12 protein-coding genes are annotated in these 13907 nt (G+C 55.0%); 6 read left to right on the forward strand and 6 right to left on the reverse strand.

Features of this window, described 5'->3' with window-relative positions; translation table 11 throughout:
* Positions 1-105: 105 nt before the first annotated feature.
* On the reverse strand, positions 106-1179 hold the full coding sequence (locus EKN83_RS10715) for an acyltransferase family protein (protein WP_126800901.1): 1074 nt from the start codon (positions 1177-1179) through the stop codon (positions 106-108).
* A gap of 256 nt (positions 1180-1435) precedes the next feature.
* Between EKN83_RS10715 and lolC the strand changes: the two genes are divergently transcribed.
* The 5 genes from lolC to cobB are packed head-to-tail and all read left to right on the forward strand — an operon-like array spanning position 1436 to position 6374.
* Positions 1436-2635, forward strand: a complete 1200-nt coding sequence (gene lolC / locus EKN83_RS10720; RefSeq protein WP_025758165.1) for a lipoprotein-releasing ABC transporter permease subunit LolC — start codon at positions 1436-1438, stop codon at positions 2633-2635.
* A complete protein-coding gene (gene lolD / locus EKN83_RS10725; protein WP_045284984.1) occupies positions 2628-3329 on the forward strand; it encodes a lipoprotein-releasing ABC transporter ATP-binding protein LolD in 702 nt (233 codons plus the stop codon). The genes lolC and lolD overlap by 8 nt, the downstream gene beginning before the upstream one ends.
* Positions 3329-4573, forward strand: a complete 1245-nt coding sequence (gene lolE, locus EKN83_RS10730; protein WP_045284983.1) for a lipoprotein-releasing ABC transporter permease subunit LolE — start codon at positions 3329-3331, stop codon at positions 4571-4573. Before lolD ends, lolE begins: the two co-directional genes overlap by 1 nt.
* Before the next feature lie 53 nt (positions 4574-4626).
* Positions 4627-5538, forward strand: a complete 912-nt coding sequence (nagK, locus tag EKN83_RS10735; protein ID WP_095449542.1) for an N-acetylglucosamine kinase — start codon at positions 4627-4629, stop codon at positions 5536-5538.
* 14 nt (positions 5539-5552) lie between these two features.
* Positions 5553-6374: a Sir2 family NAD+-dependent deacetylase gene (cobB, locus tag EKN83_RS10740; protein ID WP_047958285.1), complete on the forward strand. Its 822-nt coding sequence runs from the start codon at positions 5553-5555 to the stop codon at positions 6372-6374.
* Positions 6375-6420: 46 nt separating this feature from the next.
* On the opposite strand, the gene EKN83_RS10745 is transcribed toward cobB, so the two are convergent.
* Positions 6421-8352, reverse strand: coding sequence for a methyl-accepting chemotaxis protein (locus tag EKN83_RS10745; RefSeq protein ID WP_126800902.1), 1932 nt, complete (start codon positions 8350-8352; stop codon positions 6421-6423).
* Positions 8353-8589: 237 nt separating this feature from the next.
* Between EKN83_RS10745 and EKN83_RS10750 the strand changes: the two genes are divergently transcribed.
* Complete coding sequence (locus tag EKN83_RS10750) at positions 8590-9819, forward strand: EAL and HDOD domain-containing protein (RefSeq protein ID WP_126800903.1); 1230 nt, start codon at positions 8590-8592, stop codon at positions 9817-9819.
* A 47-nt stretch (positions 9820-9866) separates the two neighbouring features.
* Here the strand turns inward: EKN83_RS10750 and potD are convergent, their stop codons facing one another.
* From potD to potA, 4 genes are read right to left on the reverse strand one after another with little or no spacing between them, the layout of a single operon-like run.
* On the reverse strand, positions 9867-10901 hold the full coding sequence (gene potD / locus EKN83_RS10755) for a spermidine/putrescine ABC transporter substrate-binding protein PotD (protein ID WP_025758171.1): 1035 nt from the start codon (positions 10899-10901) through the stop codon (positions 9867-9869).
* A complete protein-coding gene (potC, locus tag EKN83_RS10760) occupies positions 10898-11689 on the reverse strand; it encodes a spermidine/putrescine ABC transporter permease PotC (RefSeq protein ID WP_047958289.1) in 792 nt (263 codons plus the stop codon). Before potC ends, potD begins: the two co-directional genes overlap by 4 nt.
* Positions 11686-12543 (reverse strand): spermidine/putrescine ABC transporter permease PotB, encoded by an 858-nt coding sequence (gene potB / locus EKN83_RS10765; protein WP_045284977.1) that lies wholly within the window; start codon positions 12541-12543, stop codon positions 11686-11688. The genes potC and potB overlap by 4 nt, the downstream gene beginning before the upstream one ends.
* Positions 12527-13675, reverse strand: a complete 1149-nt coding sequence (gene potA, locus EKN83_RS10770) for a spermidine/putrescine ABC transporter ATP-binding protein PotA (protein ID WP_176472173.1) — start codon at positions 13673-13675, stop codon at positions 12527-12529. The genes potB and potA overlap by 17 nt, the downstream gene beginning before the upstream one ends.
* Positions 13676-13907 lie beyond the last annotated feature (232 nt).

Below are 13907 nucleotides of genomic sequence, written 5' to 3' on the forward strand. Positions count from 1 at the left end.
ATATCACTGATACGCAATGTCTTTATTATCCTCGATCGTTTTACATAAGCAAATCGTAAGCGCAGGGTGGGGCTGTACGCCCCCGAAACGGGGGCGTGAAGGGGATTAACGGGTGGTTGGTGACAGCGTGAGCGTTGAGGGCGGGGAGAAGAAAATGTCCCCAAACAGGGCGGTAGAGAGTTTACGCACCCCAAGCCCGGCCAGGGTACAGATAAGCAGGCTGGCAAACGGGTAGACCAGAATCAGGGAAAGCTCTGCCCAGACCGGCCAGTATGCGGCATTCATTTCGCCAATCAGGACCAGGCTGAAGGCCTCAATGAGGATGCGATGGGTGGTATAAATCGCAATGGTGTTAGAGCCAATCACGTTCAGCAGGTTATTCGGTTGAACGGCATAGCGCTGCTCGAGGCTATAGAACAGCTTCATGATCAGCACAATCGACAACAAGGAGAGCAGCAACGGAACATTAGCAAACCACAGTACCACGGCGACGGCAGCGAAAGCGCCAGTTGCCAGCCAGGTGCGGCGCAGGCTTAGATTTTTCATCCATGCCATCAGCTCAGCGCCATACCACGCCCCGAGGCTGTAGTAGACCATATTGCGTACCACGCTGTTCATCCCCCACCACGGCAGCGGCAGGAAGTTGATCGCGATGCTCGCCAGCGCCAGCAGCCCCAGCACCGGCAGCTTCCAGCGGCTGAGCAGTTTACACAGCGTGAAATAGACCACCAGGGCGTACAGATACCACAGGCTGGTGCTGGCGGTGAGCATCCCCAGCACAAATCCTGAGAGCGAGTCGGCGTAGGCCGCGTTCGATGAGGTGGCAAGCTCACGCTCCGGCGCCAGCCAGGCATTCAGGTGGCTCAGCGCCTGCCACTGCAGGATGCCCCACAGGGCCAGCACCCAGATGATACTCCAGATGCGTTTGTCGAGACTGGTCCGCCAGTCCACCTCGTCAATATAACGACGAATCAGATAGCCGGAAATAAAGAAGAAGACCGGCATACGGAACGGTGCGAGATAAAGGTTAAAGTAGATCCAGCATTTGGCGAGAAGCCCGGAGAGCGGGTGTTGCAGCCCGTTCAGGTGCGGATAAAACGTGATGACCGAATGATAGATAACCACCAGGCAGATACACAGCCCTTTTATCTGGTTAATCCATAATGCTTTTTGCTTCATTGTTCGCAGCTACCTTATTGCCATAAACGAACGAGCAATTGTTCAAAAACGGAACCGGGATGTAATGGGTAACAGTCTGTATCAGGAGGTTTTTCGGAAAAGGTGGAGGTTGCGAGATGCGGTTTCAGCCATTAGTACCCTGATTTATCTGAATTTTTCGGAAAAATGATTACCAAAGCTTACGGTTTCAGTCATTTACGCTTAACGGATTCGCTTATATACTCGTGGGTCTGCTATCAGCAAACAGACGGACTTCATGTATCAACCTGTCGCACTCTTCATAGGCTTACGCTACATGCGTGGGCGCGCCGCGGACCGCTTCGGTCGCTTTGTCTCCTGGCTTTCGACTATTGGCATTACGCTTGGCGTGATGGCACTGGTGACGGTGCTTTCCGTCATGAATGGCTTTGAGCGCGAGCTGCAAAACAACATCCTGGGGCTGATGCCGCAGGCCGTTCTCTCATCCACTCACGGTTCGGTTAACCCACAACAGCTGCCGGAAAGCGCGGCGAAGTTACAGGGTGTCACGCGCGTTGCGCCACTGACGACCGGCGACGTGGTGCTGCAAAGCGCCCGCAGCGTGGCGGTCGGCGTGATGCTGGGGATTGACCCGGCGCAAAACGATCCGCTGACGCCATACCTGGTTAACGTGAAGCAGACCGATCTGCAAGCGGGAAAATACAACGTGATTCTCGGTGAACAGCTTGCTGGCCAGCTCGGCGTCAACCGCGGCGATCAGCTGCGCGTGATGGTGCCTTCGGCCAGCCAGTTTACGCCGATGGGGCGCCTGCCAAGCCAGCGCCTGTTCACCGTGGTTGGCACTTTTGCGGCCAACAGTGAAGTGGATGGTTATCAGATGCTGGTTAACATCCAGGACGCGTCACGCCTGATGCGCTACCCGGCCGGGAATATCACCGGCTGGCGTCTGTGGCTCGACGCGCCGCTGAAAGTCGATACCCTCAGCCAGCAAAAGCTGCCGGACGGCACGAAATGGCAGGACTGGCGCGAGCGTAAGGGCGAGCTGTTCCAGGCCGTGCGCATGGAAAAAAACATGATGGGGCTGCTGCTGAGCCTGATCGTGGCCGTGGCTGCCTTTAACATCATCACCTCGCTGGGGCTGATGGTGATGGAAAAGCAGGGCGAAGTCGCCATTCTGCAAACCCAGGGGCTCACGCCGCGCCAGATCATGGCGGTCTTTATGGTGCAGGGTGCCAGCGCCGGGATCATCGGCGCGCTGCTCGGTGCCGTGCTGGGTGCGCTGCTTGCCAGTCAGCTAAATAACTTAATGCCGATCATCGGTGCATTGCTCGATGGTGCGGCGCTGCCGGTGGCTATCGAGCCGCTGCAGGTGATCGGTATTGCGCTGGCCGCGATGGCCATTGCGCTGCTTTCTACGCTTTATCCTTCCTGGCGCGCTGCCGCCACTCAACCCGCTGAGGCTTTACGTTATGAATAAGATCCTGTTGCAATGCGACAACCTGTCCAAACGCTATCAGGAAGGCTCTGTGCAGACTGACGTGTTGCACAATGTGAGCTTCAGCGTGGGTGAAGGCGAGATGATGGCGATTGTCGGCAGCTCCGGCTCCGGTAAAAGTACCTTATTACATCTGCTGGGCGGGCTGGACACGCCGACCAGCGGCGACGTGATTTTCTCCGGCCAGCCGATGAGCAAGATGTCTTCCGCGGCGAAAGCGGACCTGCGTAACCGCGAGCTGGGCTTTATCTACCAGTTCCACCACCTGCTGCCGGATTTCACGGCGCTGGAAAACGTGGCGATGCCGCTGCTGATTGGTAAAAAGAAACCGGCTGAAATTAATGCCCGTGCCAGCGACATGCTGAAAGCGGTAGGGCTGGGCCATCGCGGTAACCACCGCCCGTCGGAGCTCTCCGGCGGTGAGCGTCAGCGTGTAGCCATTGCCCGTGCGCTGGTAAACAACCCGCGTCTGGTGCTGGCGGATGAGCCTACCGGTAACCTCGATGCGCGTAACGCGGACAGTATTTTCCAGCTTCTCGGCGAGCTGAACGCCTCGCAGGGCACTGCGTTTCTGGTGGTCACCCATGACCTGCAGCTGGCAAAACGCATGGGACGTCAGCTTGAGATGCGCGACGGCCATCTGAACGCGGAACTGACCCTGATGGGAGCAGAGTAATGGCGTCACCGTTATCGTTACTCATCGGTTTACGTTTTAGCCGCGGTCGCCGTCGTGGCGGCATGGTGTCGCTGATCTCCGTTATCTCGACCATCGGTATTGCGCTGGGCGTGGCAGTGCTGATTGTGGGCCTGAGCGCCATGAACGGCTTTGAGCGCGAGCTGAATAACCGCATTCTGGCGGTCGTGCCGCATGGGGAGATCGAGCCGGTTAACCAGCCGTGGACAAACTGGAACGATGCGCTTACCAAAGTCGAAAAAGTGCCAGGCATTGCCGCGGCTGCGCCCTACATTAACTTTACCGGGCTGGTGGAGAGCGGGGTAAACCTGCGCGCCATTCAGGTCAAAGGGGTCAATCCCGCTCAGGAAGCGCGTCTCAGCGCGCTGCCGAACTATGTGCAGAACGGCGCGTGGGCCAACTTCAAGGCTGGCGAGCAGCAGATCATCATGGGTAAAGGCGTTGCCGATGCCCTGAAGGTGAAGCAGGGCGACTGGGTGTCGATCATGATCCCGAACGCCAGCGCCGATCATAAATTGCAGCAGCCTAAACGCGTGCGCCTGCACGTCACCGGTATTCTTCAGCTGAGCGGTCAGCTTGACCATAGCTTTGCAATGGTGCCGATGGAGGATGCGCGCCAGTATCTCGATATGGGCGACAGCGTGACGGGCATTGCCATCAAGGTTAACGACGTCTTTAACGCCAACAAACTGGTGCGCGATGCGGGCAGCGTGACCAATAACTATGTCTACATCAAGAGCTGGATCGGCACGTACGGCTATATGTACCGTGATATCCAGATGATCCGCGCCATCATGTATCTGGCGATGGTGCTGGTGATTGGGGTGGCGTGCTTTAATATCGTCTCGACGCTGGTGATGGCGGTCAAAGACAAGAGCGGTGACATTGCCGTGCTGCGTACACTGGGGGCAAAAGACGGTCTTATTCGCGCCATTTTTGTCTGGTACGGTTTGCTGGCGGGGCTGCTCGGCAGCGTGTGCGGCGTGGTGATTGGCGTGGTGGTTTCCCTGCAGCTGACGCCAATTATCAATGGCATAGAAAAGCTGATTGGTCACCAGTTCCTGTCGGGTGATATCTATTTTATTGACTTCCTGCCGTCTGAACTGCACTGGCTGGACGTTTTTTATGTGCTGGTTACAGCACTTTTACTGAGTCTGCTGGCAAGCTGGTACCCGGCGCGTCGCGCAAGCCGAATTGATCCGGCGAGGGTATTAAGTGGCCAGTAATTTCGTCATGATCTAGCGGCTTTCAGGCCGCCAGGTTGAAAGAGGAATGCGTTATGTATTACGGATTTGATATTGGCGGCACCAAGATTGCGCTCGGCGTATTTGATAAAGACCTCAAACTGCAGTGGGAAACCCGCGTTCCCACGCCGCGCGACAGCTACGACGAATTTTTAACCGCCATTGCCGCGCTGGTGGCCCAGGCCGATGAACGCTTTGGCGTGAAAGGCAGCGTTGGCATTGGTATTCCGGGGATGCCCGAAACCGACGACGGCACGCTGTATGCCGCCAATGTGCCTGCCGCCAGCGGCAAACCGCTGCGCGCCGATCTCTCCGCTCTCCTTGAACGCGACGTGCGTTTAGACAACGATGCCAACTGCTTTGCGCTCTCTGAAGCCTGGGATGATGAATTCCGTCGCTATCCGCTGGTGATGGGGCTGATCCTCGGTACCGGCGTGGGCGGGGGGATTGTCATCAATGGGAAGCCCATCACTGGCCGCAGTTACATCACCGGCGAGTTTGGTCATATCCGCCTGCCGGTGGACGCGCTGGAGGTGGTGGGCCGTGATTTTCCGCTAACCCGCTGCGGCTGCGGCCAGCACGGCTGTATTGAGAACTACCTGTCAGGTCGCGGGTTTGCATGGCTTTACGAACACTTCTATCATCAGAAACTTGAAGCCCCTCAAATCATTAGCCTGTGGGAGCAAGGGGATGCGCAGGCGCGTGAGCACGTCGAGCGCTATCTGGATCTGCTGGCGGTATGTCTGGGAAATATTCTCACCATCGTCGACCCGGATCTGCTGGTGATTGGGGGAGGGCTTTCAAACTTTACCGCGATTACGGAACGGTTGTCCGGGCGTTTGCCCCGACATTTATTGCCGGTTGCCCGCGTGCCGCGTATCGAACGTGCGCGACACGGGGACGCAGGAGGCATGCGCGGAGCCGCATTCCTTCATCTCACCGATTAGTTTACGAGGTTTCTATGCTGTCGCGTCGCCAGGGTCGACTCAGCCGTTTTCGCAAAAACAAACGCCGCTTACGTGAGCGCTTGCGCCAGCGGATCTTTTTCAGAGACAGAATAATGCCAGAAGCGATGGATAAACCCAGAGTGGTGGTGCTGACCGGAGCGGGGATCTCCGCGGAGTCAGGAATTCGAACCTTCCGTGCGGCGGATGGGTTGTGGGAAGAGCACCGCGTGGAGGATGTGGCCACGCCGGAAGGTTTTGCCCGCGATCCGGATCTCGTGCAGGCGTTTTACAACGCCCGCCGTCGCCAGCTTCTCCAGCCAGAGATTGCCCCGAATGCGGCGCATCTGGCGCTGGCAAAGCTGGAGGAGGCGCTGGGCGATCGTTTTCTGCTGGTGACGCAGAATATCGATAACCTGCATGAGCGGGCCGGTAACAGGAACATCATCCATATGCACGGTGAGCTGCTCAAAGTTCGCTGCGCATGGAGCGGTCAGGTGCTGGACTGGAAAGAGGACGTGCTGCCAGAGGATAAATGCCACTGCTGCCAGTTCCCGTCACGCCTGCGTCCGCACGTCGTCTGGTTTGGCGAGATGCCGCTGGGCATGGATGAGATCTACAGCGCGCTGGCGATGGCCGACGTATTTATCGCCATCGGCACATCCGGTCATGTTTATCCGGCGGCAGGATTCGTTCACGAAGCGCGACTGCACGGTGCGCATACGGTGGAACTCAACCTAGAGCCAAGCCAGGTGGGCAGCGAGTTTGAAGAGAAGCACTACGGCCTGGCCAGTGCCGTCGTCCCGGCGTTTGTCGACAAGCTGTTGAAAGGGCTGTAACGGCAATCGCGTGAAAAGGCACCCGTCCTGCGGGTGCCTTATTTTTTTATGAATGAAAGAACGCCAGCGTCTTCTCCAGCGATTTAGCCTGCTCATCCAGCGACAGCGCCGCCGCAGAGATCTGCTGAACCAGAGAGGCGTTCTGCTGGGTTGTGCTGTCCATCTGGTTTACGGCGGTGCTGACCTGGCTAATCCCCCGATTCTGTTCGTCCAGCGCCTGAACAATATCGTTGATGACCAGATGCACGTGCGATACCGCCTCAATCACCTGTTTCATCATCGCACCGGTTTCATTGACCAGCGCGACGCCTTTGCTGACGCGACCAGAGGACTCGGCAATCAGCTGAGAGATCTCTTTTGCCGCGTTAGCGCTTCGCTGAGCCAGATTGCGGACTTCACCTGCCACCACTGCAAAACCGCGTCCCTGTTCGCCAGCCCGTGCTGCTTCAACGGCCGCATTCAGCGCCAGGATATTAGTCTGGAAGGCGATACCATCCACGATGCTGTTAATCTCACCGATCTTACGTGCACTCTCATCAATCTCCCCGATCACAACGACCACGTCGTTCACCAGCGTTTCGCCATGTCCGGCGAGCGTCGCGGCGCGATCGGTCAGCGTGGTCGCCTTGTGCGCATTGTCGGCATTATTCTTCACCGTGACCGAAATCTCTTCCATACTGGCAGCCGTTTCAACAATTGCGGCTGCCTGCTCTTCGGTACGCGAGGCGAGGTCAAGATTGCCCGCCGAAATTTCGCTGGTGCCACCGTGTACGGAGTGGCTGGCTTCGCTGATATTGTCGACGATGCGCTTGAGCTGCATCTGCATGGTATGCAGGGCGTAAAAAATACTTTCGGTATCCCCGGAACGCACCGGGATAGTGTTATTCAGATCCCCGCGGGCGACAGCCAGGGCGATCCCGGCCGCCTCCGAAGGTTCACCCCCCACCGGGCGGTCAACTTTACGGGTAAAGATTTGGGCCATCACCAGGCTAACCGCAACGATGCTTAACATCATCAGGACGATAGCTTTCAGTAAAAATGCGCGCGCTTCGGCCATCACTTCGCTGACCGGCGTGACAATGGCGAGTTTCCATGGCGTCTGGCTGTTACCGACGGCGATCGCCTGCCAGGTGATAAACACCTCCTCTTTCAGCAGCGGATCGTTTATCCGGATAACCTCATGACCGGCAATTTTGCCCGCGTAAGGCTTGCCTGCAGCACGTTTGTCCGGGCTGGACACCACGTTGTTACCTGCTGAAAGGAGCAGGGCGTAGCCGGTGCCATTCCACGGTTTAATCGCCCCAATCATGGCTTGCAGGGTGGCAAGGGAGAAGTCAGAGGTAACCGAACCCAGGAAATGACCGTCACGCATGATGGGCGCGGCAATTGAGGTGAGCATCACGTCTACGCCGTTGTAGGGGTAAATATAGGGCTCGATGATCACGTCTTTATGCCGTTGCTTCGGCAGCAGATAGTAATCCCCGCTGCCGGGCGTTTCGAAATCCGTCAGCAGGTGCAATGCCGGTTTGCCGGTGGCGTCGCGGTCGACATAGCGGGCGTAGCGCCCGGCAGGATCTTCACCGCTTTGACCGGCAAATGTCGTGTCTTTATCGTCGAACGCGTTGGGCTCAAAGGCCATCGACATAGAAAGAAACTGGGGATGAGCTGAGAGGTAATGGATAAGCAACTGGTTGAGACTCTGGCGATCGGCTATCCCCACATCGTGCAGTGCCAGGGCGCTGTTGCCCATGTCCCGGGCGGCAGCCAGGGCGGCGTCCAGCTGTTTACCAACCTGTAAAGACTGTACTTCGGCAATTTGACGGATATGTTTTTTGGCCAGAATTTCCTGCTGTGCCATCCACTGCCACATCATAAACCCGATCGTTGCCGTAAAGCCCACCGTCACGGTAAGGAAAATGGACAATAGCATCAATGTCTTGACGCTTATTTTTTGTTTTCGGACCATGGCGTTTTTCATTCTCATCTCCCGTAATGTTGTGCATGTCGGGCAGGCACATATGACTTATCGGATATTTTCTCCTTTTTCTGTAGAGCACCGGGTATATTTAATTTAAATTGCCGGATATTAAATCCGGTTAATTAGTGTGGATGCTTTTATTTTGTGCATTAAATCAAAATAGCACTCGATAATGCTCGTTATAGTCGTGTAGAAAGAGGATGCTAATAAATATTAAGTTGTAGAGGAGGATGGGATATGTACGGATTTATTGCGCGACAACCCATTTTTAACCCAGAGATGAAAACGGTGGCCTATGAGCTGCTCTTCAGAGACGGGATGACAAACCGTTTTCCGGATGTGTCGGCGGAGTATGCCACCTCCAGAATGATTTCCGACCAGTTCTTATGTGTGCCTTCTCAGCGCATCGCTGGGACACATACGTCGTTTATCAACTTCCCTTCACGCATGGTCATTGACCGCAGTGGTGAAGCGCTCGATAAAGAGCATGTGGTTATTGAGATCCTGGAGGATGCTGTGCCGGGGGATGAACTCTTGCAGGCCGTTAAGGAGATGAACGCGCAAGGTTATCAGTTTGCGCTTGATGATTTCACCCTTGCACCTGAATGGGATGCTTTTTTACCTTATATTTCCATCCTGAAATTCGATGTCAGAAATTACACCTTAGCGCAAATTAAAACGTATCTGAAAGAGCGTAAACATCTGACCGGACATATTAAATATCTCGCTGAAAAAATTGAGACTAAAGAGGAATTCAAACAATACAGGGAAGAGGGCTTTTCCCTGTTTCAGGGGTATTTTTTCTGCCGTCCGGAGGTCATTAAATATAAACGGTTGTCGCAAAATCAGCTGGCGATTTTCCGTCTGCAAATGGAAGTGGGTCGCAATAAACCTGATTTTCGCATCATCGAGTCGTTGATTAAAACCGACCTGACGCTCTCCTGGAAAATCATGCGCTACATGAAACACACCGCATTTAAACATATCGGTGCCTGTAATTTCAGTAAGTTGACGCTGAGTGAGGTGCTGAGATACCTCGGAGAAAACCAGCTAAGACGGTTTGTTGCCGTCGTGGTCCTGGCGAGTGCAGGGAATGACACTGTCAGCGAGCTCTACCCCTTGAGTATGATGCGCGGGAAGTTCTGCGAACTGATCGCACAGACGATGAACGAGCCGACGCTGGCTGAAAATGCGTTTATGTGTGGTCTGTTTTCACTGCTCGATACCCTCCTTGAGCTGCCGATGGCAGAGTTGATGAAGCAAATTGCGGTGCCGCAGAATGTGAGCAATGCGTTGTGCCATCAGGAGGGACAGTTAGCCGATATGGTCACGCTTTGCCGTTACTACGAACAGCAACAATGGGAGGAGGCGGCCACGGTCCGTGAGGTGCTGGGTTTGTCGGATGAGGCGGTAGTTGAGGCGATGAGAAAAGCGACCCTCTGGGCAGGGGAGAATGCGGTCAGTTAATCCTTCCTCACGCCGTGCAGGCGGCGCGAGGAAGAACGCGATACCGTTTATCGGCCCGCTTTTAATTTCTGATAATACTCTTCGTAGAGGCGGCTGGCGTCGCCGACATCATTCTGCCACTCCCCTTTGCTGATGGTCTGGGCATCCGGATAAAGCGATTTATCATTCGCCACCTCTGGCTTCAGCAGCTTGCGCGCAGCCAGGTTGGGCGTTGGGTAGCCAATCGTCTCAGCAACCTGTTTCGCCACGTCCGGACGCAGCAGGAAGTTAATCAGCTTTAGCGCACCGTCCACGTTTTTGGCATTGGCCGGGATAGCGAGGCTATCCATCCAGAAGATCCCGCCTTCCTTCGGCCAGACCACCTCAAGCGGCGTGCCTGCCTGACGGGCGACAAAGGCAGAGCCGTTCCAGACCATCCCCAGATTCACTTCGCCTTCCATATACGGGTTTGCCGGGTTATCAGAGTTGAATGCCGCCACGTTAGGCATCAGCTTTTTCAGCTCGTTATACGCCGCTTCGATCTCTTTCGGATCCGTCGTGTTGCCTGAATAACCCAGCTTGCGCAGCGCCACCTGGAACACTTCGCGCGCATCATCGGTTAACAACAGGCTGCCTTTGTATTCTGGTTTCCACAGATCGGCCCAGCTTGTCACTGTTTTCGGATCGACGGCATCGCTGTTCACGCCAATCGCGGTCGCACCCCAGATATACGGAATGGAGTAGTCGTTATTGGGATCAAACGGTTTGTTAAGCATCTCCGGATCGAGATTTGAAAAATTGCTTAGCTTTGTTTTATCGATCTTCTGAATCATGCCCTCTTTGCGCATTTTGTCGACAAAGTAGGTGGAAGGCACGACCAGATCGTACGCGCCGTCCTTGTAGGTTTTCAGCTTGGCGTACATGGTTTCATTCGACTCATAGGTCGAGTAGATAACCTTGATGCCCGTCTCCTTCGTAAACTGCTCCAGCAGTCCCGGCGGCACATACTCGGTCCAGTTATAGAAGTAGAGCGTTTTGCTGTCATCAGCGTGCGCGGCACCCATGCCAAGCACCAGCGCCGCAGCGGCGAGCATTTTTTTCATTTCATTGTCCCCTGAGATTTTGTTTTATCACGAGCAATAACCTGGCTTGTGATCACCAGAACCAGCGAAAACACCAGCAGAATGGTCGCCAGCGCGTTCACCTCAGGTGAAACGCCGACTTTCACCATCGAATAAATTTTCAACGGCAGAATTTCATAGCTCGGCCCGGTCACGAAGGAGGAGACCACCACGTCATCCATCGACAGGGTAAAGCTAAGCAGCCATCCCGCGGCAACAGCAGGCATCGCCAGCGGCAGGATGATTTTGCGCAGGATAGTCATCTCGCTGGCGCCCAGATCCTTCGCCGCCTCCAGCATACGCACGTCGAATCCTTTCAGGCGTGCAAAGACCGTCACCACCACAAACGGCAGGCAGAAGGTGATATGTGAAAACAGCAGTGACCAGAAGCCAAGCTGAACGCCCAAAAGCATAAACAGCACCAGCAGCGAAATCGCCATCACGATGTCCGGGGACATCATCACCACAAACAGCATACCGCTGACGAACGGTTTTCCGCGGAATCGGTAGCGATACAACGCCACGGCGGTGAGCGAACCAATCAGCGTGGCGAAGGTGGCGGAGAAGATCGCCATCGTCAGCGAGTGCTGCGCGGCCTGCAGCAGGCTGTCGTTATTCATCAGCAGGCTGTACCAGTCGGTGGTGAAGCCCTGCCAGTTGATCCCAAAACGCGAGCTGTTAAATGAGTTCACGATCAAAATGATAATCGGGATATACAGGTATGCATAAATGGCGGTCATAAAACCGCCGCGAAGCAGTCGACCGATCATTCGAGTTCCACCTTCTTGTTCAGCAGTCGTGAAGCGCGCCAGTAGACCAGCAGCATCAGACCCATCACCACTGTTAGCGTTATGCTGGTGGCAGAGCCGAACGGCCAGTCGCGAATGTTCAGGAACTGGCTCTTGATGACATTACCAATCAGCAGGTTTTTCGCGCCGCCCATCAGGTCAGACACGTAGAACAAACCCATCGCCGGAAGCATCACCAGCAGACAACCCGCGATAATACCAGGCATCGTCAGCGGGATGATAATGCGGATAAAAGTCTGCAGCTTATTCGCCCCCAGATCTTTTGCCGCTTCCAGCAGCGGTTTATCCAGCTTCTCAATACTGGAGTAGAGCGGCATCACCATAAACGGCAGCAGGATATAGACCAGACCGATAATGACCGCGCCAGGCGTAAACATGATGCGGATCGGGGTATCGATTACCCCCAGCCACAGCAGAAACGCGTTGAGATAGCCTTTGGTACTGAGGAAAATTTTCAGCCCGTAGATGCGAATGAGTGAGTTGGTCCAGAACGGCACAATCAGCAAAAACAGGAGCAGTGGGCGCACCTTTTGCGGCAGGCCCGCGAGGAACCAGGCGAAAGGATAACCCAGCACCAGGCAGGCAATCGTGGCGATCAGCGCCATATTGAGCGAGTGCAGCAGCACGTCAAAATAGAGCGGATCGAGCAGGCGCGCGTAGTTGTCCAGCGTAAAGACCAGCGAAACGAAGCTAGCGTCATCGCGGGTCAGGAAGCTGGTGGCGATGATCATCAGGTTGGGTAAAAAGACAAACAACACAAGCCAACCGACGATCGTGGCAATCACCACATTCTGGAACTTACTTGTGTTCTTCATCAGCCAGCACAACCTCCCAGCTTTCTACCCAGTTGATAACCATTTTCTGGTCGAGAGAGTGGTCGAAGTCCGGGTCGTCCTCGTTAAAGAACTCACTGACCATCACCATTTTGCCGTTCTCCAGTTCAACGACGGATTCCAGCGTCATCCCTTTGTAGTTGCGCTCGCGAATATAGCCGATGAGCCCTTCGGCCTCAGTGTTGCCGTGAATTTCGTCAACGCGCAGATCTTCCGGGCGCAGCAGAACGTTGAGCTTTTGCCCCTTCTCGACGGGGAAATTTACGGTGATGTTGCACTCGCGACCTTCAACGCTGGCCCGCACGCGCTGGTCATCCAGACGTTCAATCACCGTGGCGTTAAAGATATTGATCTCACCAATGAAGCTTGCGACAAACAGGTTCTTCGGCTCTTCGTAGATTTCACGCGGCGTGCCGTCCTGCTCGATTTTGCCGTCACGCATCACCACGATACGGTCGGACATAGTCAGGGCCTCTTCCTGGTCGTGAGTGACGAAGACAAAGGTAATGCCGAGCTTACGCTGCAGGGCCTTAAGTTCGTTCTGCATCTGCTTGCGCAGTTTGTAATCCAGCGCCGAGAGGGACTCATCCAGCAGAAGCAGGCGAGGTTTATTGACCACGGCGCGGGCGATGGCCACACGCTGCTGCTGACCACCGGAAAGCTGATGCGGTTTACGCTTAGCAAACGTCTCAAGCTGCACCATGCGCAGGGCGTCGGTGACGCGCGGTTCTATCTCGTTCGCCGGGGTTTTTTGCATCCGCAGGCCAAACGCCACGTTCTCAAACACCGTCATGTGCGGGAACAGGGCATAGCTTTGAAAGACCGTGTTGACGTGACGATCTTCGGCGGGAACCCGCGTAATGTCCTGGTTTTCAAGAAGGATTTGACCGTTATCGACGCTTTCCAGCCCGGCGATAAGGCGCAGTACGGTGGTTTTGCCGCAGCCAGAGGGGCCAAGCAGCGTAAGAAACTCACCGTCATTGATGGTGAGATTGAGGTCGGAAATAACGTCTTTACCATCAAAACTTTTACGAATTCGTTCCAGTTGCACCAGCGGCGCACGTGAACGGGATTGTGTATTCAATTTTTGCGCTGTCCCATATAGACGCCTCAGGCAGCAGACTGAAGCGGGGTTTGTGTGTAACCACCTTGGTGACTCGTAATGAGGGCGGACATTCTACGGCAATCCCCCGCAATCGCCAATCCTTGTCACTGATTCATAAGCTACATTTACTGACGTGTAACGATATAAACGGAAAATATTCTCGTTTGCGGGATAAAAGTGACCTGACGCAATATTTGCGTTTTGATGCTTATTGATAATGTTGTCACAAAAAGTGAGGGTG

Origin of the sequence: Enterobacter sp. WCHEn090032 (genome assembly GCF_003986875.1) — a bacterium.
In the GTDB taxonomy this organism is placed as follows: Bacteria; Pseudomonadota; Gammaproteobacteria; order Enterobacterales; family Enterobacteriaceae; genus Enterobacter; species Enterobacter sichuanensis.

What these genes read in the sequence shown, in the direction of transcription:
- EKN83_RS10715 (WP_126800901.1), bottom strand. Translation starts at nt 1,179, where the DNA reads ATGAAGCAAAAAGCATTATGGATTAACCAGATAAAAGGGCTGTGTATC.
- lolD (WP_045284984.1), top strand. Translation starts at nt 2,628, where the DNA reads ATGAATAAGATCCTGTTGCAATGCGACAACCTGTCCAAACGCTATCAG.
- nagK (WP_095449542.1), top strand. Translation starts at nt 4,627, where the DNA reads ATGTATTACGGATTTGATATTGGCGGCACCAAGATTGCGCTCGGCGTA.
- lolE (WP_045284983.1), top strand. Translation starts at nt 3,329, where the DNA reads ATGGCGTCACCGTTATCGTTACTCATCGGTTTACGTTTTAGCCGCGGT.
- EKN83_RS10750 (WP_126800903.1), top strand. Translation starts at nt 8,590, where the DNA reads ATGTACGGATTTATTGCGCGACAACCCATTTTTAACCCAGAGATGAAA.
- EKN83_RS10745 (WP_126800902.1), bottom strand. Translation starts at nt 8,352, where the DNA reads ATGAAAAACGCCATGGTCCGAAAACAAAAAATAAGCGTCAAGACATTG.
- potC (WP_047958289.1), bottom strand. Translation starts at nt 11,689, where the DNA reads ATGATCGGTCGACTGCTTCGCGGCGGTTTTATGACCGCCATTTATGCA.
- cobB (WP_047958285.1), top strand. Translation starts at nt 5,553, where the DNA reads ATGCTGTCGCGTCGCCAGGGTCGACTCAGCCGTTTTCGCAAAAACAAA.
- potB (WP_045284977.1), bottom strand. Translation starts at nt 12,543, where the DNA reads ATGAAGAACACAAGTAAGTTCCAGAATGTGGTGATTGCCACGATCGTC.
- lolC (WP_025758165.1), top strand. Translation starts at nt 1,436, where the DNA reads ATGTATCAACCTGTCGCACTCTTCATAGGCTTACGCTACATGCGTGGG.
- potD (WP_025758171.1), bottom strand. Translation starts at nt 10,901, where the DNA reads ATGAAAAAAATGCTCGCCGCTGCGGCGCTGGTGCTTGGCATGGGTGCC.